This window comes from Microcoleus sp. AR_TQ3_B6 (assembly GCF_036702785.1).
Classification (GTDB): domain Bacteria; phylum Cyanobacteriota; class Cyanobacteriia; order Cyanobacteriales; family Microcoleaceae; genus Microcoleus.
This window is the reverse complement of the sequence record NZ_JAUBVJ010000101.1, coordinates 1-21411: the sequence shown is the minus strand read 5'-3', so window position 1 is coordinate 21411 and position 21411 is coordinate 1. Positions and strand designations below refer to the sequence as shown.

Genomic DNA, 21411 nt, shown 5'->3' with positions numbered 1-21411 from the left:
GAGAAACCGGGTTTCTGAATACCTTCAAAGTTTTACGATTAAGAAAGTTGTGATTGTTTACTGACAACTCTCACCACTCAAAACTCAAAACTCTTAAGCGTTACGCATGGCTGTTTTTGTCCGATCGATCTTTAAAATCAACACACCCAAAGGCGGCAAACACAAATCGATGGAATAAGGACTGTTGTGGAACCACCACTCATCAGTCCACTTGCCTCCCAAATTCCCCATATTGCTGCCGCCGTACTCCCGCGCGTCGCTGTTAAACAACTCCGTATAGAAACCCTGTTCCGGCACTCCTACCCGATAGTGAGAGTGGGGCTGCGGCGTAAAATTGCACACCGTCACCACAAACTCGTCCCCATCCTTCTCTCGGCGCACAAAAGCCACGACGCTGTGCCGGTTGTCGGTGCAATCAATCCACTCAAACCCATCCTCAGCAAAATCTTGAGTGTAAAGTGCCTTTTCGCTGCAGTACAAATTGTTCAAATCCTTAAAAAACAGCTTCAACTTTTGGTGCGGATCGAATTGCAGCAACTGCCACTGCAAATCCCCCCAAACGTTCCACTCGTGCCACTGGCCGAACTCCATCCCCATAAAGATCGTTTTCTTTCCGGGATGAGCAAACATAAAAGTAAACAAACACCGCACGTTTGCAAACTTTTGCCATTCGTCCCCTGGCATTTTCCCGATGATGTGAGCCTTGCCGTGCACTACCTCATCGTGGGACAAAGCCAGCATGAAATTCTCGCTGTGGTTGTACCACATACTGAAAGTTATGTTGTTCTGGTGGAACTGGCGGAACCACGGATCCATGTGGAAATAGTCGAGCATATCGTGCATCCAACCCATGTTCCACTTCAGGTTGAAGCCCAAACCGCCTACATAGGTCGGCCAAGATACCATCGGCCAAGAGGTAGATTCTTCGGCGATCGACAGCGCCCCTGGGAAATAGCTAAAAATGACGTGATTCGCCTGCCGCAGAAAATCTGCCGCCTCGATATTTTCCCTGCCTCCGTACTGGTTGGTCAACCATTCTCCGGGTTCGCGGCAGTAATCCAAATAAAGCATTGAGGCCACCGCATCTACGCGAATCCCGTCGATGTGGTACTTGTCAAACCAGAATAGAGCGTTTGATACTAGGAAATTCCGGACTTCGTTGCGGCCGTAGTTAAATACTAGAGTTCCCCACTCTTTGTGCTCGCCCTTGCGGGGGTCGGCGTGTTCGTACAAGTGAGTTCCGTCAAAGAAAGCCAAACCGTGGCCGTCTTTGGGGAAATGTCCCGGCACCCAATCCACCAGTACGCCAATGCCGTTGGCGTGGCACTGGTCAACAAAATACATGAAATCTTCAGGTTTGCCGTAGCGGGAAGTTGGGGCGAAATAACCGGTGACTTGATAGCCCCAAGAACCGTCGAAAGGATGTTCGGCGATCGGCAGCATTTCGATGTGGGTGAATCCCAAATCTTTGACGTAGGGAATCAGCCGATCGGCTAATTCCCGGTAAGTCAGAAAGCGCGCCCCGGGATTCAGTTCCGAAACCTGCACGGCGGGTTCTATTTCCCCATTTGGTAGCACGGCGGGTTCGTCAGTAGCGGCGTGCAGCCAAGAACCGAGGTGGCATTCGTAAACCGAAACCGGCTGCGTCAGTGGGTCTGTGTGCCGCCGCTGTTCGATCCAAGCGCTGTCGTTCCAAGTGTAGGTGCTTAAGTCGGTGACAATTGATGCGGTTTTCGGTCGCACTTCTTGCTGGAAACCGTAAGGATCTGACTTTTCGTAGGGATGTCCGTCTTGGTTTTTCACTTCGTATTTGTAGTGAGTTCCCTCTTGTAGTCCCGGAATAAATAATTCCCAGATCCCGTTGTGCGATTTCCGCATTTGATGTTTGCGGCCGTCCCAATAGTTGAAATCTCCTAAAACAGACACGTTGCGAGCATTCGGGGCCCACACGGCAAAATATACTCCTGCGATGCCGTCTACGGAGGTGAGGTGCGCCCCCAGTTTTTCGTAAATCCGGTGGTGGTTGCCTTCTGAGAATAAGTGAAGGTCAAATTCTGTGAGTTTGGGCGATCGAAAGGCGTAGGGGTCGTAAATAAAGCGATCGTGTTCTCCTTCTTTGACCCGCAGTTGATAGTTTGCTAGTTCTGGGGTTTCGATCGTACATTCAAAAAAATGAGGGTGATGCTCTGATTTCATCGGGTATTCGGCCCTGGCCTCCGGCAACACCACGGATACCGCATCCGCATTCGGCAGATAAGCTCGGACGACCCAGAGTTTTTTGCCATTTTCTTCGAGCGCGTGGGGGCCTAGCACTTCAAATGGATCGTGGTGCTGATTCCAAACAATCCGGTCAATCTGTTCAAAGGGGACGGTCGCGGGCATAAAACTACTTACCTCAATCTTTTGACTAAATGGCTTTCAAGACCGTTGGCGGCGCTGCACTTTACATTTCGATACATTTTTGATCGCTAATCCTACCACTGATTAGCATGATTTTGCCTTTCTCGGCTCCAGCGCGCGCCCTTGCGCACACAGCAGGCAATCTTATTACCTTGCCGACGGCCGAGCTGGGGTTTTACTGCTAACATCTAAGTATAGAAATATTAAAACAAATTGAAAAATTTATATTTTCTCCCAAATATCTTTGACTTTTTATCAAATATGTGATATTCATTTTTTTCAAATTATTGTCGATTTGCGGCTGCCGGAGGGTCAAAAAGAGTAAGTGTGGGGGAGCAGCTAATTATAAAACCTCGTGGGATGCGGGTTCCGAGCATGGCTTTAGCCCGATCGTGCCAAGCCGCTCAAGCGGTTTTAACCGCAGTCTGCCTAGGGTAAATTTAGGCTGTGAGTAGGAATACTTATCTACGTTTTGAAGCCTCCTAGAGGGCAAGAAATCCCGGATCCGGTGAAACAACGGTTAAGTTGAAGTCCTAAGGACAGTATGACCAGAAAGAGCGAGTAGTGGCAGGTTGTGGAGCGTACCACGATTTGGCAAGGGCGATCGACTCTGAAAGCATTTAAAACATAAAAGTAAGCGCAATTGCAATGCCTCTGGTAATGTTAATTGTTTAGAGCGTCTAGGGGGAAATCTTATTTCTCTGATGTCTTAGAGAATTGAGCGTGGCTAAAGCCTGCTTGAGTTTCAATTAGCTGGAATTTTGCGGCAGGGACGATCGCGCGAGCGATAGACTTTCAAATCCCGGAGGCTGGGTTTCCCTACAAAGTCGGTGAATTTGGGGAATGCGCTCAAACAGCTTGCAGATGCTCTACTCAGTATTGAGGAATCAAAGCTCAAGGACTCAGCAGGGCGGCAACAGCAATATCTGCCAAGCTTAAGGAATCTCCCACCAAATAGGCACCATCGGGCCAGCGACGGTGCAACAGGTTTAAAGCAGCACTCAGGCGCAACGGGAGCGAGTTTCGCCGAGGCAGAGTTAATGCCGAACTGGCGGCGCGCCAATTGCATGACTAACTGGCTCAAAACAGACTGGTCTATTTGCTTGCCTGCACCGGCGCGAAACTCGGAGTAAACAAATCGACTACCAATGCCGATGCTTTCATCGAGCCCGTCTTCGAGCATCCAAGCCTCAGCTTGGTTTTCTCTCCTCTGCATGGCACAGTTGCCGGGAAGGAAAGCGAGACTCGATCTAGTGCAAAATTTGCGTCGAGTCTGCGATCGCCTCCGGTTGAGCTTCGAGTTGAGGCAGCAGCACTGGCACTGTCCTCAAACCTCCCGTCAGAGCCTTGATTTTCAAAACGTGCAGCCCGGGAGTCAAATTTTCAACTTGAAAGAAAATGCCCTTGCAACCCAGCGCATCAGAGGACTTTGCTGATGTAAGCGGATGTACTGAACTTTAGTAAAAGCCTCAGACAACAACTAACACGCAATTTGAGACCTAGATCTATGAGATGAAAAAATGCGAGGAGCGAACGATTTTTCACTCGCAGGCTAGGCTTGTTGGGCACAGACTCCGCGATCGCCCTAGTTAGGGAGACTTTTTAGGAGAAGGGGAAGTAGTTCCACCAGCCCCGGATCCACCAGCTCCGGATCCACTAGTCCCGGCTCCACCAGCCCCAGGAGTAGCCCCTGGACTGCTCTTTGGAGATTCCTTCGGTGTGGGAGAAGAAGTAGAAGTAGAAGCAGGAGGAGTAGTAGTAGTGCCAGTGCCGCCAGTGCCGCCAGCGCCGCCAGCCCCACCAGCACCGCCCGGAGTGGGGCTAGAGCCACCGCCGCCGCCGGCATCGCCTCCGCAGGCGCCGAGGGCTAATGCCAAGCCCACGGCCAAAGTCAAACGAATTAATCCCTTGTTCATAAAAACTCCTTAAGATTGAAAACCCATCGCAAGGAAGGGAATAGTGTACTTGAGAAACAATGCTGGCACGAATAGCTCAACGATTCGCTCGTTGATTACAATACTGCATTTATCAATAAATTTCACCTGGATTATGGCTAACCGGCAAAGATTTATTTTTTTTTGGCAAATCCTGAAGTCAAAGGGACCAGTGGTAGGATTGGTTGGTTGGCTTGTGAGGTATCTTTGGTAAGGACAACCGATCGAACGCAGATTGCCACCACTGGCGATCGCCCTTGACAAAAAACTCTTAACCTCAATTAAGCTGAAGCTACCCCACTTTACGTATTGGTGAAGTCTATGACCGCTGCTATCAGATCCCCGGATTCTCCCCGCTCCCGAGCTGCCCGATCGCCCGAGAAGGGCGGAGCCAACCGCAAAGTTACTTCTATTGCCCGAGCTAGGCGGGCGAAGACAGGACCGGTATTGCCCAACTACTCGCGGGCAGACTCCGAGGCGATTGCTCGGCCCGGAGCATCGGTGCTCAAAGTCCTACCAGCTCGCCAGCCGCAGCCTGTGTGGTTGCGATCGCTCCTGCAGGCACAGCGCGCCTCCTCAGTGGTAGCAGTTATGCTTTTGGGCGGTGCTCTGAGTCTCTACGGCTTGACAGTTTACGGCGAGCAGCGCTGGAGTCAGGAATATCAAAAACTGGAAACTCTGCGCCTCCAGGAACAGCAGTTGAGTGCTGCTAGCGAAGTCTTGAAAAACCAACTTGCTAAAGAAGCTCAAAATCCTGAAACCGGTTTGGCTCCGCAGAATCCTGGGAACACGATTTTCTTGCAGCCGGCCCCGGAAACCCGATCGCCCGTGGCGACACAAAACTCTGAGCCGGATCTCAAGCATCGAGCCGGTGTGCAAGCACCGCTGGGCTATTAAGCCTGTGTCAAAGCGGAGAGTGCCCTCAGGGCCTGAGTGTCCGAGGTCCTGAGAATTTGAGGATCTAATTTCCTTGGGGGCTTTCTATGCAACTCGCGATCGATTTCCTTCTTCCCACCGTCGGTTAAAAATTAAAAATAATTAACACGACTTCAAAAAAAGAATGCTTCTGTAGGTTGGCTCCAAATCCTAATAGCCAATCTAAAATCTAAAATCTAAAATCTAAAATCTAAAATCTAAAGGATCTAACTTGCCATTGAATTTTTAATGCCATGAGCTATGACCCCCGTTTTGACCGCTACAGATCGCCGAACTTCAAACGCCCAAAACAGTCGGGCGATTCCCTACGGGGTAGCTTCGCCGCGCGTACTGGGTGGGGAAAACAAGCCAAACCAAGAGCTAACGGCAGTTTCGGCGGCTCGCCACAACAGACGGTGCCAGCTTGGGGGCGGCCGGTGGAGCGTTTAAAACCCAGCAAGTTCCGTTTGTGGGCCGTGTGGGCGGTGTTGATGCTGGGGGGGCTGGGGCTGGCTGTGAATTTGTTTTATTTGCAGGTGACGCGCGCTCCGGCGCTGCGCAAACAAGCCGAGCAGCAGCAAACTCTCAAAACGAAGCCGTTTGTGCCGAGACGCCCGATAGTTGACCGCGCGGGGAATGTTTTGGCGATCGACAGACAAGTGTACACGCTTTACGCTCACCCGAAGTTGTTTAAACACTCTAAGGCGGAAATTGCGGCTAAATTGGCTCCGATGCTGCAGATCGAACTGAGTCCGGGCACTACGGCGGAAACAGAACTGCTGCGCAGGTTTAATCTTGCTGAAAGCGGTATTACAATTGCTGAGTCTCTGACTCAAGAGGTTGCCGATCGCATCGCGGCGATGCAAATTAAAGATAGTCCGGTGGATGGGCTGGAGTTGCTGCGCCAGCAGCAGCGTTTTTACCCGCAGCAGGAGTTGGCGGCTGATATCCTCGGTTATGTTGACGGGGAACGGAAGGGGCAAGCTGGGGTGGAATACAGCCAGCAGAATTTGCTGGAACGCTCGATGCCGTCGATTCAGTTTAGCAGGTCGATCGAGGGGAATTGGGTTCCCGATCGGCTGACGGCGGGTTTTGTGCAGCTTGATGACTTGAAGTTGCAACTGACGATCGACAGTCGCTTGCAGCGGGCGGCCCGAATTGCTCTTAAGGAAAAAATGAAGCAACACGGGGCGAAGCGGGGCACGGTGATTGTGATGGATGCCCGTAACGGGGAATTGCTGTCTGTGGTGGCGGAACCTTCTTATGACCCGAATCAATATTTTAATTTCGATTTGTCACGCTATAAAAATTGGGCTTTAACTGATGTTTATGAGCCGGGTTCGACTTTTAAAGCGATTAATGTGGCGATCGCTCTGGAAGCGGGTGCGGTGAAACCTAATACTGTGTTTAACGATGAAGGTCGGATTTATATGGATGGCTGGACTATCCAAAATTCCGATTACCAACAAGCAGGTGCGCGCGGTCCTTCTACTGTTACTGATATTTTGAAACATTCGAGTAATGTGGGGATGGTGCACGTAATGAGAAGCATGAAACCTTCTCTTTACTATCAAGCTTTAGAAAAACTCGGACTCGGACAAACTGCAGGAACTGATTTGCCTTTTGAAGTAACCAGTCAGCTTAAAAATCGAGATCAATTTATTAACTCTCCGGTGGAAGTTGCTACTACGGCTTTCGGGCAGGGTTTTTCGATTACTCCGATGCAGTTGGTGCAGCTTAACGGAGCTTTGGCCAACGGCGGCAAGTTGGTGACTCCTCACGTGGTGCGGGGACTTTTCGATCGGGAAGGTGAACCTTATTGGAAGCTTCCGAGGGCTGTTACGAGGCAGGTTTTTTCGCCGGCAACTACTAAGAAGGTGTTAGAAATGATGGAAACTGTGGTTGATGGGGGTACGGGAAAAGCTGCACAGATTCCTGGCTACCGGATTGCTGGGAAAACGGGGACTGCTCAAAAAGCTAATGCTGGTGGGGGTTATTCTAATAAGGCGATTATTACTAGCTTTGTGGGGATAATGCCTGTGGAGGCTCCTCGGTATGTGGTGCTGGCGGTTATTGATGAGCCTAAGGAGGGTACGGGGGGTACGGTGGCGGCGCCGATTGTGGAGTCGGTGATGGAGGCGCTGATTTCTATTGAGAAGATTGCGCCGAGTAAGAAGTAATGGGGCATAGGGCATCGGGCATCGGGCATCGGGCATCGGGCATCGCATATCAGCACCGACAACACGGCAACTCTGGACACCGCATTGCGGTTTCCTTAGCCTAAAATTATCGCGCGCGTATCGGATGTGACGATCGACAACACGGCTATTGAGGATACGCCACAGTGCCCTTCTTTGTGTCAACTTAACGTTAAACGCAGTAAGGATTTGGTGTCTGACGATTAAGGCTCGATCGCCCCTAGCCCTGCGCGGGAGGGGGGGGACAGGAATTTTCTCTCGCGTCCCCATTCCTAAGGGGTATGCGAGGGGGGCTCTAGACTCGGTTACAAGCAAAGATAGAGGACACGGCAGTGCCGTTTCCCTACAGCGATTGAACCCTTGACGGGTGTACTTGCTCAACGTGGAATCGGCTGTATCATGTCTGGTCGATTAGCCTTCATCAGGTAGGGGCCGATGAGCCAACAATATCTGCCAACAATCTCCAATCTCAAAAACCCCCCCGGTCGGGATATTATGGTCAATCGATCGCACATGATATAAGGGGGCAACCGGAGGCGCTCAAAGTCCCTCTTGTTAAGGGGGATGCGAGGGGGATCTGGACTCGGTTAAAAGCGAGATTTCTCTGGGGTTTGAGTCTTAAGTTGACACCAATAGGTACGGTGCGGTGTCCCTACCCTAAAATCATCGATCGCCCTGTCAGTAACAATATCTGTTGCTGTCGTTGGGTCTTGATTGTCTTTTGGAGGTGCGCTTATGTCCTAGCAGAGTAGAGATGATGATGCAGCGTTGGCTGTTTCTTAAGTTGGGATGATATAGGGTTAGGGTTCCTTTGGCTCTGATACTGGTTTGGGTGCAGTCGTGGTCGCTTCGAGATACGGGGCAACCTCGGTAGTTGAACATGACTCGCCGGATTGTGCCGCTTTCTCTTTGCTCGTTGTTTTCATTTACTTTGAGCACTGTTGTTTCTGCTGTATCTATTTGAATTTGCGGTTCTAGGTTTTTCCATTGGTTGGCTGGTACTTGGGCTGGGGCAATGTCGGCTTGGTGAACTGCTACCTGTACGTTTTCTTCTACTTCTTTGAAGCTGGCTTGCCATGAAATTTTGTCGCGTTTGGCGTTGCTTTGGGCAAGTTCCATTGCCGAATAAGCTCGATCGAGCGATAGTTTTAAACGCTGGTTGTTGATGAACATCAGCCAACAGGGGGTGACGATCGCACAAAATATTCCTACGATTAACGTAATTATTAATATCTCAATGATTGTAAAACCGGCAGCAGGCTTCGTGGCTCTGCCTTTGAGCGTTTTATTTATGGACACGTAGATGCACTCCCCGATATTTGGCTGGCAAAAAAAAATAGCTCCCAGGAGCTATTTTTTTTTGTGGTATATTATTTTAAATGTTGGGCTTGGTAAATGTCTAGCTCCGTATTTAGTGAAAATTTATGGGAATTTAACAGCGCGTAAGGAAAGGGCATTCAGGAGACGGCGCGGTGCGGTTGCCCTACAGATAGGGCCTGCAAGGTAGATTTTGTGAGGAGAGGGCATTCAGGAGACGGCGCGGTGCCGTTTCCCTACAGCAAATTTGTCGATCACGCGATCGGATAAATTGCCCGCTTCAAAGCGCGGATAAATCGATCGCTTCAACGCCCGGATAAATTGTCGGCTTCAACGCCGGGATAAATTGATCGCTAAATTTGCGCTTTCACCCAAGATCGAAAGGCTTTCATGGCGACGTTTCTGCCGGCGGTTTTGCTTTGCTGCAAATACTGGGGGATGAGCTCGGTGATTGGGAAGTTGGGAAACTGGAGACTGCGATCGGACTGTATGTATTTTCCATCTTGCAATACGCTGATTTGCAGGTTGCGGCCGTTGTAGCGCCACAATTCGGGTACTCCTAATGCTTCGTAGTTGTTGAAATGAGTGCGAGATGTGAGGTCGATTTCTATGGCTAAATCGGGAGGTGGGTCTATTTCTAAGTCGATGCGGTTTTTGCCTCTGACTGCGGCTTCGTTTTGGATGTAGAAACAGGCGTCTGGTTCTACTCCTTGAGCCATTTTTTGATTTTTGAATGTGGTGGAACCCAGAGGTAAAAATTCGATGTCTAATTCTTCAAGGAGAATTTTCACTAAGTCGCCAATATTTTCTTTCCCAATTTCGTGTTCGGGTAGGGGAACCATGATTTCTAATTTTCCTTTGCTGTATGAAAGTCGGGATGCGCGACTTTCTCCCCATTCTGTTAATAGGGTTTCAAACATTTGCCAGGTTATGTCTTTGAGTAATAGTTGATTCCCTGGCTGGACGATTATTTGCTTTAGTTCTAGCTGCATTTTTTGACGGTTTTAATATGATTTGAAATATAAAATAATTTAAGTTAATATTTTTTAGCAATTCTGCATTTATGCGGAATTGATGTTAGATGTTAAGATTAAATTTATTTAAAGCTATCATGGACACCCAGTTAGTTGCATTGTGTTCCTTCAGCAGTTCTCATTCCTCCTATGATAGTTTCTACGATCGCGCACTGTCTGGCAGAACTGTTAGATGTAGCATTAGCTGGAGCAACTGTGACCACAAATCGTCGTACGTTGGGAGTTGCAGGATTTGTACTCGGAGGCAATTTTTTTACATTGCCCTGATAGTCAAAAATGATCGAGTTTATAGGAATATCAGCATCACCAGGAATAGTTGCATTCGTTGAAAGTGCAATGGTGCCGCGTTTAATTTCGCCTCCACCATTTAACGTCTGCGTACTACCACCCGTAGCTAGTGGGGGGGTAAACGTAACTGTTGGCGGGTCAACAGGAGGATTGCTTGCATTAGTATTGAATGTGAGCTTGACATCCCGCTTAGTTCGCTTGGCTTCGCTTTGTGCAAGTCGTAATGATTGGAAAACTCGATCGTTCACAGTGCGAACTCTTTGTCGGGTGATGAATGCCTGCCAGCTTGGAGCGGCGATCGCACTTAATATACCTAATATCAACACGATCACCACCAATTCTAGAATGGTGAATCCTCCCTCACCTTTTCTGGATGCAGTTTTGTTGAAATTAGGACTGGGCTTGGCAGCAGAGTTATGCAAAAGTTTTAATAATATTGATGGGGTTTTCATGGTAATATCCTATTGTTTATCGGCCCAGGGCTATTCGGAAATAAGTTTTAGAGATAAGTTATTTTCCTCGCGCCCCTAGACCTTGTACTTGCACGCTTGCTGTGGGGAAATATGCGGATTTGTTGGGAGCGTAGTTAGCATCAGTTTGAATGCGACGCAGGCTATTTCCTCGGATAGTTACTCTGGCTATGTTTTTAGATGTATCCACACAAGCGTAGAAGCTGTGGGTCGGGGTAGAAGTGCGGTCTGTTATTAGTAAATGATCGGGTGCGAATGCTGGTGTTCCTGCCGGTGTTACTGCTGGCGGGACGAAACCCAGAAGAATTCGACACTCTTCTCCTGTCGGAGCCGGAACATATGGACTGTGGTCTATATAATTAACGAGGACTTGAGGCTGTTGTGCCCCTGACTGTGGATTTCCCAAGCCCGCTGGATCTGTCACATTAACTGTTGGATTGTTGAGGTTAAACCTTGTATTAAAAGCTGGATCTTTTCGCTGAGCAGGTATTGTGCCCCCATCACCGTAAATGGTTATACCACCTGGAACAGAGGGGTCTATCACTCGATCGATTCCATCCCTAATTTCATAGCGGACAATACGGGTAGGACAAGGGTTTCCAGCCGGCTGACACCAAGTAGGGTTGTTGTTATCTTTAATTTGGTAGTAAGCAACTAAAGAAAGTACGTAGGTGTCGTTGCAGTTACCGGGGTTGTCATTGCAATCCTTTGGTTTGATAGTGCCAGCAACACTCGGATTAATAGGAAGAGAATTTTTGAGCTGCTGGCGCTTCCAAAATACCAGAATTGGTGTTCCCTCTGTATTTGGAGGAGGTGAAGGAAGCTGGGGTCTCACCTGCTGTTCGTTGGGGCCGGGAGGCCCATTGAGCGTCCTATTGTCGTAAATATATATCGCTTGACTCAAATCTTGGGCAATGAAATCAACCGCCGCCTGAATGTCTTGCTCGGTGTTTGACTTTACTTGTTCCCTCCTGTCGGTATTCAGCATATCGACTACAAAAGCGAGCATCGGCGTGATGATTAAAAATGCCATAATCGAGCCGACTAATAGCTCGATTAGAGTCATGCCCTTTTCTGTTTGAGCTGACTCTAAGCGGTTTCGCTGGTGCTGACTTTTCAGAAGCAACCTGAGTAGACTTTTCATTTTGACTTCTTCCTGTGCCAAATGGGGGGAGCGATTTTAAATTTAACAACGGGGACTTTGATTATTACTAACAGCCCGTGTTGCCTGCTTGTCTGAGTCGATCGCACAACGATCGATATGGAGAGCTACCTCCTTGTGTAGTAGGGGGAATTTGTGTTTGCATTACCACCAAGGGCGCTTTGGGGTCGCCAAGAGCGGAATTAGCGACGGATTGCTGTGTAATTTTCATCGTACCTGGAGAAGAAAAAGCATCGGCTCGGTAAACGCGAACAGTCAGATCGTAGCCTGTGTCTGTGGGAATACTGGTTCCTATATTTGGGGGACGAACACCCTGAACATAAAACTCTTTGCTGCCAGCACAATATTGCGTTTGATCTTTGAAGTTAACGCAGTACAAGTTAGCAGAGCTTGCAGGAGCCGCAGAACTATCCGAAGGAAACGCTGGGTGTGGCGGATTGTTCAGTTTAATCGCCCCCGTCCGGAGAGCGTCGATATAAGTTCTCGCCGCCTGTGTGGCCAGTTCCACCCGCCGCGCTTGTACGCGAGTTGCTACTGAGAAAGCCATAACGGGGGCGATCGCAATCATCAGCACCGACACCACAATCATCGCTACCAACGACTCGATAATCGTGTAGCCGCCATCTCGCGACTTGGATACATTTTGTTGTCGTTGTTGGTCTGTCATATAGAAGTCTCCGGTAATTGGTCTGCCGAAAGTTAAAGGTTTGGAGGACAAACTGCTGGGCGATTGGGATTGGTAACAGGTATAGCAGGTGGGCCTGAGGTAGCCGTCCCCTGCGCAAGCTCCGCACACATCAAAGTTTCTACCCACGGGTCATTTCGGGGTACTTCCCGGAAAAACTCATCCGGGGTAGACTTTGAAGGAGGAGTAGTGAACCTTTGGGTAAACAAGTCAGGCGACTGAGATACCAGGGCCACGTCATAACCCCAGTTCCTGGTTGGGGGAGTAAAGAAGGGAATCCGACCCAGAGTGCCACCCGGAATGCTGCCGGTCGAAGTTCTATAGCCAGCGTCAGGAGGGTTAGAGATAACGAATGGAGCTGGGGTCGCGGGTATGAGGGGCGGTGGGGTTGTAAGTTGCGACGGCGCAAACAGACTCAGCAACTTAGTATTTGGATCTGTCTGTTGCGGAGCTGCCGGATCGAGAATCGGGAGATATGGTGCGGTGCTGTAGGCACTGCGGTTGAACTGAATAAAACTACCTTGAATGTTGCTGGCAATGTTAGCCCAGCTCTCCAAAAACCTCGGCAAGTTTTGCAGGCCTCCGTTAAAGTCACCAACGTTGTTGCCTAATGCTCGGGAAGGAGTGTCATTCGAGCCTACAATCAGATTGAATGTTGTGCCTGTCGCCACAGCCCCCGGTATCCACCCCGTCTGTTCCACGGGCCGTCCACCCTGTGGTGCGTTATTCTCTGCGACCGGTGGTCCCACAGTTTGAGTTTGCAAGACTGGTATCAGCAGCGGCTGTGAACCCGAAACTGGCGTAATATTTGGAGCGCTTGATGATTGTGCTAAAAGTGGTAGCACTTGACCCGTACTGTCAATCCGGCTGCGGTTGAATACATACGGGAAATTGTCTACGCCGTAGGTTATGGCATTACCGCCAGACGTTGCCGTCGTTGCAAACCACAAAGAATTAGCTGCTGCATCGCCTGGGCCGGCTACAACAGTATTTCCGCCAGTAATTCCTAAAGGCGTTGGATTGTTATCTGTATCTACCACCAGATTGGCATCTGTAGGGCGGTTTCTTTGAAAAGCAACTCGGCGGGGAAAGCGTTGATATTGAGGCGCTGGGGGAACAACAGTTGTTCCGGCTAGCCACTGGGCACGTAGCACACCCACATTTGCAGGGATGTTATTTTGTGGATCGATGAACCAGTCGTTATCAGTACACGCAGAAACCGGCAGTCTTGTGCAAACTTCCATTAAATACTCTGGAAAAGTCCCGCGCCGCTGCACGGGGGTAACGAAGTTGTTGAAGTAAGAACTTCTAAGAGCGGTATTATTCGCGTAGCTAGTGTCTACAAGTTCTGTGGGGTTCGCAGGTATGCCTCCATTAGCAGAAAATGCGCCGCTGGAGAGTCCGTTGGTAACAAAGTTGTTGCTGTAAAATCCTTGCTGTTGGCGGGGTAATACCGCAGCAGCACCCGCATTGTTTCTCAGGTCGAAATCTCCCTCGTTGCGGAACCCAAAACGGTAATTATCAGAGAGTAGGGTGACTGCATCTGACAGTACGTTGGCCGGACGCCAATCGTCGCCTGTCGTACATCCGCTGACTCTGGGGTCGTTTTGGCGGCAGGCAAAGTTTGGATTGAGGGTTGTGCGATCGTAGAAAGTCGCCCAATCAAGATCCTGAGTAAACTCTTCTTGAGTGTGAAGGTTGAAATTTCCTTGAATATAAACTGGCAAATTAGATGCCAAAGTTAGTCCTTTTTCCCTTACCACATCCAAGACAGTAGGATTAGCTCCTATGCCGGGGACTCGAGCTAGCTGCTGACCGTTAACGAGCAGAATCCCGTTAGGCTTGCGGGTGGGGTCGAGTCGGGAGTCGGTAGGACTGACCGATGTGCTCCTTGCTTCATCTATGCTTGTGCCTCCTGTACCGGGTATGCGGGCGCTGCGATCGGGCTGCGCATCATCCCGGCTGGCATAGATAATCCCGCTGTTTGGCAGTACATACTCTCCCGTTCCAATTTGGGTGCTCCGCAATTGATTGAGGTCTATTTGAGTGGCGCGAATTTCTAAGGGTTGCCGTTCTTCTAAGGGCTGGTTGTAGTTTCCGGTTAGATTGGCCGGTTGTGCTGGTGGAGTAGCTGTTAGGGGACTGCTCAGGGTAAAGGCTTCGTTAACATTAGGGGTCTGCCAGTCATCGCGGTCGATCGCCTTGATTTCTCTAGCATTCAAAAATGCTACTTCTTTTATCGCCCCATCAGGAATAACTCCGGCGGCACCTGCACCCGCCAGAATTTGTAGAGCGCAGTTAGTTGAGTCAATAGCCGCTGTTTGTGCCAAAGAGCGATCGCCGGGGGCGCGTTCGAGAGCGTCTCTCAAAAGCGGGTTGACAAACCGACCGTCGGGGAAGACTAAGTTAGCTTGCTCTGCTAAAGGACTACCTCCGGGGAACAAGCCGTTTACCGAAGTTAAAGGACCGATCGCTCTCCCGCCTTCTATTCCATTGGCGTCATATACCACCCCGTTGTTAGAGCCAACTTGAGTTCCGCGAACCCCTAATGAGGGGTCGCCGCTGACATCAGCAAGTCCAACTATATTTCTGGCTGTAGAAGCCGTGCTGGGGTCGTAATAGCTGCTGATGCAGGCCAGTGGCGTGTCATTGAAAGTTCCCGGTCCCCCTTGCGCTGTCCCGTTTGCATAGTGATAAACTACTGTCGCCCGCATCCGCAAATCCCCCTTGGCATACTGGGGAGTATTCGGGTCTATGGCAGAACCTGCTGCTACCGTCAGTCCCGTTGGCGTTAGCCCTCCTGGGGGCAAAGGTGTGCCTACGGGATTGCCTGCTCCTGGCCACGGCTTCCACTCCACCGTCCCCGATGCAATATTGTTGTTATACACCTGAGACCCCGGCCCCAGAGGGGACATCGGCATTGTATCGGGCCACACAACAGGGTAAGTCTCAACGGCAGGAGTTGTTGGGTCGTCGTAAGTATCGCCCGGGCTTATTGTCCCGCCCTTGGTCGCACCAGTTAAAGGATCTTGCCAAGCGGGGGGTGGCAGAAAAGAATTAAGCCGCTCGTAAACCCCTGCACCGGTGATGACGCGCAGACCACCATTGCCATCCAGCGGATTGACGGGGACTCGGGCGGCTTCACCTTCCCAGAAACCGCTGCGGTCGGTTGCTCCCACGTCAGCCAGTTTTGTCACCTGGGGCGATCTAGTACGCTGTGTATTGTCCGTCCAGGTTCCACCCGGAATGTCTTGGGGCTTGCTGACCAATTTGCCATCACCGGCATCCCATCTCAGGGCCGGTAAGTTATTTCCCGCCACTACGCGATCGCCCAACACTTCTTCTTTTTCTGGCGGTGGTACAGGGTTTGTTGCTTCTAGCTGGGTTACTGTAAGTTGAATGTTGGTTGCACCGGGATCGGGAATGCTCCAGGCGTCGGGAGGTCGCAGAGCGTCGCCAGTACCTTGAATAGGTAATGCCCCCGCTGTTTCTGGCGGTAGCGGTGGCGCCCAGGGAAGGCTGTAACCCAGAGTTGGGTTAGTTGTAGGTGCTGTCGGTCCTACTTCAGCAAAAGGAACTTTCCGGAGTATCTGTTTAAAGTGTTCTTCCAGGGCTTGTTTGCGGGTTTGGGTGTCCGGTTTATTTCGCACCGAAAATGGGTCGTCCGCTGCTACAGGCTCAACCTCTTCAGCCGGAGGGTTTGCTCCCCTTCTTGCTGCTACAACCATAGAGAGGCGAGCTGTATAGGCAGCATTGTTATAAAGTACCTGCAAGCTGTTATTACCGGTGGCGGATTGATTGGCGGGGTTAATAGTTCTGGCTCGAGTTTCCATCGTTTGAGTTCTCCCGCCACTCCCACCCAGCTCAGCTTTTGTCTGAAAAAGATGTACGTCCACTGGATTCGTGGGTGTGGTGCTGCCCGACCACCCGCTAACTACATTTCCTCCGACCTTAATTTTGCTATTTTCCTGGAAGTAAAAACAGGAATCTGGGCTGCTGATTTGATACAGTTTTATACTATTTGCAGTATTGACCCCTGATACCAACAAATTGCTATTTGTAAATATACCCCCGTTCAGATTCAGCGGAGGCCCAGGCGATATATCCAGATCGTCTTCATAAACTGCCGCGTTGTTGGCGAGGGGAACGCGGCTTTGGTCTTGCTGGTATTCAAGGGCTGAAATGCTGGTAGTGCCTTTAAAGGCTTGAGAATTTGGAACAGTGCCAACTTCTGCGGCTGTAATTGGTACATTAACCGTATAAACAAAAAAGCTCTTTTTCAGTAGACCGTCGTCGGTTTTGTACCAACCCAGGTTGCCCACCAAATTAGCAACTGTACCTCCACCCCTGGCACAGCTAGGGGCTGCATTCCCCGACATTGGTGGGGTTCTTGCTTCTATCGGTCTTCTCGGTCTTGTGAAGTCGCCTATATTTGGGGCGACATTACTGCGTGCGGGGGTGCGGGAGAATATTCCGTAGAGGGTAAAAGTGTCAAATCTTCCATCGTTATCGGTATCGACTGCATATCTCCAAGCAGTATTTATAGCTTCATTTTCTACATTTGTTGCGGGGTCAATAATGGGGTTGCGAGGATTATCCGCTAGATTTATGTTATTTGCGGGAACGCTAAGATCTGCTCTAAGTATCAGCCGTTGCTCGTCCCCAAATGTGTAAAGATCATTACCACCTGTACCGTTGGCCAGCCTGTTGTATAAATTTTCATCGGATGGAGTCGCCGTCGGTTTTTGCGGGTCTTCGTACAGCAGGAACTGAATTTTCGCCTTCGCCCGATCGAGCGCGGGAGTCGCGGCCGCCAGCACCTGCTGGTTCACGCGCACGTTGCGAGCCAAATTCCCCCGATCGAACGATCGCAGCACGATCGCCACAGTCAACAATATCACTACCAGCAACACCATCGTCACCGTCGGCAACACAAACCCCGCCACTGGCAATCTCGCCCTGCGGCCCATAGCCATTAGCGATCGTAGCATTGCTCTCATCAGACGCTTCGCCCCCGAGCGAGTCACGCCTAAAACCCGCCGCAGCAGGGATACGATAACTTTCGATAATTTGCTTTTAAACATTGACGCCTTCCTGAATAATTTCAGAAGAGATGGTATTGCTGGTAGTTACTGCTTGACAGTACGATCCCATTTCTATGGTTCCCATTTCGATCGACATCCATATCAGCCTGTTGCACAAATTCACAAAATGTGTACTTTGGCTAAAAAATAAAACCCACAAACCCACAACCGAGTTAACCGTCGATATATTTTTCGCGAAAGATTTGCCCTGCAAGGATTTGAGCCTAGGGAACTACACCCTATGTTACTTCAACCCGATTGTGAGTGTCCACAGGCAGAGTCTGTGCGATCGCCCAAAAACCACGATCGCGATCGTCTCCGCTGTATTTGGCAGCCCTTACCTGGCAGGCTTTGTGGGTGTCTTCCTGTGGCTAGCGATTTCAACCGCCGGAACCTAGAATGTAGAGTGGGCGATCGACTTGTGGTCAGGCGTATCCGTGCGCTCAAATCTAAATTGGGCGATCGAATTTCCGCCAGAGGTCATATTAATTCCCGTTGCACTCATAGATGAGGGGGAGTAGTCCGTGGGGGAATCGGGAATTATTAACCGAGAATTTCAAAGGTGGTACCCGCCACGTGATTTATCCGTGGAATCAATCCCTTTTCGAAAATCGAAAATCCTCAAGCCCCCGCATTTATAGGTGGGGTCAATCTAAAATCGAAAATCGAAAATCTAAAATCGATTGACCGAGACTCGATCGTTCCCATCCCACCGGAAACCATATCAAAGTGCGATCGAATATCCGTTTTGCCTGAAAGTGCGATCGAATTTCCGTTTTGCCCAGCGGGCCAGTACAAGTGCCAAATATAAACCTACCACCCATGAAACCAACTCCCAAACCCCCCGACTTCATCATCATCGGCGCGCAAAAAGGCGGCACAACATCCCTGTACAACTACCTAATCCAACATCCCCAAATCGCCCCCGCCGCCCAAAAAGAAGTACATTATTTTGACTTAAACTTCGACAAAAGCCCAGACTGGTACTGTGCCCAATTTCCCCAGCCCGAAAACGGTTCCCACAAAATAACTGGAGAAGCCAGTCCTTACTACATATTTCACCCGCACGTTCCGCAGCGAATTTATGATTTATATCCCCAAGTTAAAATAATCGCCCTGCTGAGAAACCCCGTAGAACGCGCAATTTCCCACTATTATTACTATATCAAAATACAATACGAAACCCTATCATTAGAAGAGGCGATCGCCTCCGAACCCGAAAGACTCAAAGGCGAAATCGAAAAACTCCTAGCCAACCCAAACTACTACAGTTACGAACACCAACACCACAGTTATCTAAGCCGCGGCATATACGCCGATCAACTCCCCGCCTGGATGAAACTTTTTCCCAAATCACAAATCTCAATCATCAAAAGCGAAGACTTGTATAGCAACCCATCGGAAATCTTCAACACCGTCCTCGAATTTCTCGAATTGCCGCCGCACCAACTACAAATTTACGAAAAGTACAACGCCACCCAATATCCCCCTATCAGCGACACAGTATACCAGCAAATGAGAGCATATTTTCGATCGCACAACGAAAGACTGGCCCAATTGTGCGATCGAGATTTCGGCTGGGATTAATCATTAGTCGTTAGTTACTAAAAAATAATATGCGATCGGCAATGGTAGGGGCGGGTTTTACCAACAAGATCTCACAACTACAAACAATCTCAATCAACCCGCCCCCACCCCACCAATAACCTACATCAACCTAGATTTCCTGCGATTCTCCAAACCTAAATGGTAGGGGCGGGTTTTACCAACAATAATGGTAGGGGCGGGTTTTACCAACAAGATCTCACAACTACAAACAATCTCAATCAACCCGCCCCCCCACCAATAACCTACATCAACCTAGATTTCCTGCGATTCTCCAAACCTATAGGTGGATTTACCCTGTGCGTGGGGGCGGGTTTACCAGATTGTGGATGATTGATGATGATTGTTGGTGAAACCCGCCCCTACAAATCTTTTTCTAAAAATAGCTTGACATTCTTATCTATTTGTGATAATTTTTTAATAGTATTGTGTTTAATCCACAAATCGCAGCACTTCACCTATGTTCACAGCCAACAGCTATTTTTATTTTTGGTACAGCCAAGTTCGCCCGGAGTGAATTTACAATTCACTGTGAACATCCGGGCGAACCGCAGATTAACACCTGCGGTTTTGTTTTTTCTAGTTTTTTTTCCAACAACCAATTGAGTACAAGCGAAAACACCGATGACCTTATTCAGTAACTGGTATTACGGCTTTTATTTTTGGCCCAACAGGAGTTCTGGGTAAATTGTCGCGCTGTCTTTTCGCACCAACCCGGAACTCTTAAAAGTTCCGGGTTTTTTGTTGTCAACCACCCACTTAAATTGCCAGGAAAATACCCTCATGTTAGAAGCCAAACTCGTAACTAAAGCTCATCCCGAACACCAAACAATTGTTAAACTCTCAGAAACAGTCTCTGTCGGCGGCACAGAATTATTAATAATCGGCGGCCCCTGTACCGTCGAAAGTTCCCAACAAATGGAAACAGTCGCCCGCCAACTATCCGCCGCATCCGTGCAAGCTTTGCGAGGCGGAGTCTACAAACCCCGCACTTCTCCCTATGCTTTCCAAGGGATGGGAATTGAGGGACTCGAAATTTTAGCCGAGGTCAGCCGGCGTTACGGTTTGCCGGTGGTGACAGAGGTAATGTCGATCGCCCAAATCGAGCCAGTTGTCACAAGTGCTGATATGCTGCAAGTAGGCAGTCGCAATATGCAAAACTTCGAGTTGCTCAAGGCGATCGGTCAAGCTGGAAAACCAGTCCTGCTAAAACGGGGCTTGTCAGCCACAATCGAAGAATTTGTGATGGCGGCCGAATACATTGTCAGTCACGGCAATCCTGATGTAGTGCTGTGCGAAAGAGGCATCCGCAGCTTCGACAATTACACGCGGAATGTATTAGATTTGGGTGCAGTCGCAGCCCTGAAACAGTTAACTCATTTGCCAGTAATTGTAGACCCTTCTCACGCTGTCGGCAAGCGCGAATTAGTCGCACCACTAGCCAAAGCAGCGGTTGCTTGCGGTGCAGACGGATTGATTGTTGAGTGTCACCCGCAACCCGAAAAATCGGTTTCTGACGCGCGGCAAGCTCTTTCTTTGCCAGATATGGTAGATTTAGTTGCGAGTTTGCGGGCTGTAGCCGCGGCCGTTGGGCGTTGCATACCCGAGATTAATTTGCCGACCCAGGTATTAGTTTGAAGTGATATTCGTAGGAAATAATGTATAACTTTTAACGTCAAACTCTCAAATCGGTTTTAACTCATAGGTTGCACCATTCTCAATTAACTTTTGATGAACAGGCTTTCCGGCCTGTGAAGCGAGAAAATTCACTCTTTGTGGAACAGGTATCTTGGCTGTTCATAAAAAGCTTATTGACAATGGTGCAACATCTCAGTTTTAACCGAATTGAGCTTTGAGGCTGGGGTTTAAACCTCTGCCGAAATCGGGGAAAGCGCGTGTTTCACGAATTTATATTAAAATAAAAAATAATACTGTCATCTACGAAAATTTGCTTAATTATGGCAATACTACTTAACGTTCCCTCGATCGTCTGCTCTGGTTGCGGTGATACAATTACCAAAGCCATCAAAACAGTTGACTCCGATGCTACTGTGAATGTGGATGTGGCAGCTAAGACTGTTACAGTAGAAGCTCAAGCTTCCCAAGAGTCAATTACACAGGCGGTTGTTGCTACGGGCCACACCGTCCAAGATTGATATAGAGTTTACAGCAGGCAGCCAGAAACCGGGTTTGATGGGCGAGAATACTTCGTTACAGCCTGTAGATACGGCAAAAAACCCGGTTATCAGAAAATTGGGTTTAAAACCCCGTCCTTTTAGGACGGCTTTATTTCCAAAAAGTTCTAAAAGTTTCCCAAAT

General features: G+C 49.4%; 18 protein-coding genes. 7 read left to right on the top strand and 11 right to left on the bottom strand.

The genetic code is table 11. The features are described 5' to 3' along the window. Positions 1-93: 93 nt before the first annotated feature. The 4 genes from glgB to QUB56_RS31470 form a co-directional block, all read right to left on the bottom strand. Positions 94-2382 (bottom strand): 1,4-alpha-glucan branching enzyme, encoded by a 2289-nt coding sequence (gene glgB / locus QUB56_RS31485; protein ID WP_332960275.1) that lies wholly within the window; start codon positions 2380-2382, stop codon positions 94-96. A gap of 763 nt (positions 2383-3145) precedes the next feature. Beyond that, a complete protein-coding gene (locus QUB56_RS37470) occupies positions 3146-3616 on the bottom strand; it encodes a hypothetical protein (protein WP_445243422.1) in 471 nt (156 codons plus the stop codon). 34 nt (positions 3617-3650) lie between these two features. After that, positions 3651-3779 carry a hypothetical protein gene (locus QUB56_RS31475; protein WP_332960274.1) on the bottom strand — a complete coding sequence of 43 codons (129 nt, stop codon included), beginning with the start codon at positions 3777-3779 and terminating at the stop codon, positions 3651-3653. Between the two features lie 210 nt (positions 3780-3989). Beyond that, positions 3990-4316, bottom strand: coding sequence for a serine protease (locus QUB56_RS31470; RefSeq protein ID WP_332960273.1), 327 nt, complete (start codon positions 4314-4316; stop codon positions 3990-3992). A gap of 339 nt (positions 4317-4655) precedes the next feature. Here QUB56_RS31470 and QUB56_RS31465 point away from each other — a divergent pair, with 339 nt between their 5' ends. Continuing rightward, entirely contained in the window at positions 4656-5231 is a 576-nt protein-coding gene (locus tag QUB56_RS31465) for a hypothetical protein (RefSeq protein ID WP_332960272.1), read from the top strand. A gap of 272 nt (positions 5232-5503) precedes the next feature. After that, entirely contained in the window at positions 5504-7429 is a 1926-nt protein-coding gene (locus QUB56_RS31460) for a penicillin-binding protein 2 (protein WP_332960271.1), read from the top strand. 696 nt (positions 7430-8125) lie between these two features. On the opposite strand, the gene QUB56_RS31455 is transcribed toward QUB56_RS31460, so the two are convergent. From QUB56_RS31455 to hpsA, 6 genes are all read right to left on the bottom strand, one after another. Beyond that, complete coding sequence (locus tag QUB56_RS31455; protein ID WP_332960270.1) at positions 8126-8746, bottom strand: transcriptional regulator; 621 nt, start codon at positions 8744-8746, stop codon at positions 8126-8128. A 371-nt stretch (positions 8747-9117) separates the two neighbouring features. Further along, complete coding sequence (locus tag QUB56_RS31450) at positions 9118-9756, bottom strand: Uma2 family endonuclease (RefSeq protein ID WP_332960269.1); 639 nt, start codon at positions 9754-9756, stop codon at positions 9118-9120. A 131-nt stretch (positions 9757-9887) separates the two neighbouring features. After that, positions 9888-10538, bottom strand: coding sequence for a prepilin-type N-terminal cleavage/methylation domain-containing protein (locus tag QUB56_RS31445; RefSeq protein WP_332960268.1), 651 nt, complete (start codon positions 10536-10538; stop codon positions 9888-9890). A 58-nt stretch (positions 10539-10596) separates the two neighbouring features. Continuing rightward, entirely contained in the window at positions 10597-11700 is a 1104-nt protein-coding gene (hpsC, locus tag QUB56_RS31440; RefSeq protein WP_332960266.1) for a hormogonium polysaccharide secretion pseudopilin HpsC, read from the bottom strand. A 67-nt stretch (positions 11701-11767) separates the two neighbouring features. Then, a complete protein-coding gene (locus QUB56_RS31435; protein WP_332960265.1) occupies positions 11768-12385 on the bottom strand; it encodes a prepilin-type N-terminal cleavage/methylation domain-containing protein in 618 nt (205 codons plus the stop codon). A gap of 32 nt (positions 12386-12417) precedes the next feature. Beyond that, positions 12418-17487: a hormogonium polysaccharide biosynthesis protein HpsA gene (hpsA, locus tag QUB56_RS31430; protein WP_332960264.1), complete on the bottom strand. Its 5070-nt coding sequence runs from the start codon at positions 17485-17487 to the stop codon at positions 12418-12420. Positions 17488-17561: 74 nt separating this feature from the next. Between hpsA and QUB56_RS31425 the strand changes: the two genes are divergently transcribed. Then, positions 17562-17885 carry a hypothetical protein gene (locus QUB56_RS31425; protein WP_332960263.1) on the top strand — a complete coding sequence of 108 codons (324 nt, stop codon included), beginning with the start codon at positions 17562-17564 and terminating at the stop codon, positions 17883-17885. Between the two features lie 249 nt (positions 17886-18134). On the opposite strand, the gene QUB56_RS31420 is transcribed toward QUB56_RS31425, so the two are convergent. Next, entirely contained in the window at positions 18135-18311 is a 177-nt protein-coding gene (locus tag QUB56_RS31420) for a hypothetical protein (protein WP_332960262.1), read from the bottom strand. Here QUB56_RS31420 and QUB56_RS31415 point away from each other — a divergent pair. The 4 genes from QUB56_RS31415 to QUB56_RS31400 form a co-directional block, all read left to right on the top strand. Next, positions 18310-19074 (top strand): sulfotransferase domain-containing protein, encoded by a 765-nt coding sequence (locus QUB56_RS31415; RefSeq protein ID WP_332960261.1) that lies wholly within the window; start codon positions 18310-18312, stop codon positions 19072-19074. The two genes, QUB56_RS31420 and QUB56_RS31415, sit on opposite strands and share 2 nt — an antisense overlap. An 801-nt stretch (positions 19075-19875) precedes the next feature. Next, positions 19876-20730, top strand: a complete 855-nt coding sequence (gene aroF / locus QUB56_RS31410) for a 3-deoxy-7-phosphoheptulonate synthase (RefSeq protein ID WP_332960260.1) — start codon at positions 19876-19878, stop codon at positions 20728-20730. 320 nt (positions 20731-21050) lie between these two features. After that, positions 21051-21248, top strand: a complete 198-nt coding sequence (locus QUB56_RS31405; RefSeq protein ID WP_332960259.1) for a heavy-metal-associated domain-containing protein — start codon at positions 21051-21053, stop codon at positions 21246-21248. Continuing rightward, positions 21220-21411 (top strand): hypothetical protein (locus tag QUB56_RS31400; protein ID WP_332960285.1); only part of this gene is annotated, 192 nt, incomplete at its 3' end. The genes QUB56_RS31405 and QUB56_RS31400, both read left to right, overlap by 29 nt.

Bases quoted from the DNA above. Each gene is read 5' to 3' on its own strand.
- glgB (WP_332960275.1), bottom strand. From the start codon at position 2,382: ATGCCCGCGACCGTCCCCTTTGAACAGATTGACCGGATTGTTTGGAAT.
- QUB56_RS37470 (WP_445243422.1), bottom strand. From the start codon at position 3,616: ATGCAGAGGAGAGAAAACCAAGCTGAGGCTTGGATGCTCGAAGACGGG.
- QUB56_RS31470 (WP_332960273.1), bottom strand. From the start codon at position 4,316: ATGAACAAGGGATTAATTCGTTTGACTTTGGCCGTGGGCTTGGCATTA.
- QUB56_RS31465 (WP_332960272.1), top strand. From the start codon at position 4,656: ATGACCGCTGCTATCAGATCCCCGGATTCTCCCCGCTCCCGAGCTGCC.
- QUB56_RS31460 (WP_332960271.1), top strand. From the start codon at position 5,504: ATGAGCTATGACCCCCGTTTTGACCGCTACAGATCGCCGAACTTCAAA.
- QUB56_RS31450 (WP_332960269.1), bottom strand. From the start codon at position 9,756: ATGCAGCTAGAACTAAAGCAAATAATCGTCCAGCCAGGGAATCAACTA.
- QUB56_RS31445 (WP_332960268.1), bottom strand. From the start codon at position 10,538: ATGAAAACCCCATCAATATTATTAAAACTTTTGCATAACTCTGCTGCC.
- hpsC (WP_332960266.1), bottom strand. From the start codon at position 11,700: ATGAAAAGTCTACTCAGGTTGCTTCTGAAAAGTCAGCACCAGCGAAAC.
- QUB56_RS31435 (WP_332960265.1), bottom strand. From the start codon at position 12,385: ATGACAGACCAACAACGACAACAAAATGTATCCAAGTCGCGAGATGGC.
- hpsA (WP_332960264.1), bottom strand. From the start codon at position 17,487: ATGTTTAAAAGCAAATTATCGAAAGTTATCGTATCCCTGCTGCGGCGG.
- QUB56_RS31425 (WP_332960263.1), top strand. From the start codon at position 17,562: ATGGTTCCCATTTCGATCGACATCCATATCAGCCTGTTGCACAAATTC.
- QUB56_RS31415 (WP_332960261.1), top strand. From the start codon at position 18,310: ATGAAACCAACTCCCAAACCCCCCGACTTCATCATCATCGGCGCGCAA.
- QUB56_RS31420 (WP_332960262.1), bottom strand. From the start codon at position 18,311: ATGGGTGGTAGGTTTATATTTGGCACTTGTACTGGCCCGCTGGGCAAA.
- aroF (WP_332960260.1), top strand. From the start codon at position 19,876: ATGTTAGAAGCCAAACTCGTAACTAAAGCTCATCCCGAACACCAAACA.
- QUB56_RS31405 (WP_332960259.1), top strand. From the start codon at position 21,051: ATGGCAATACTACTTAACGTTCCCTCGATCGTCTGCTCTGGTTGCGGT.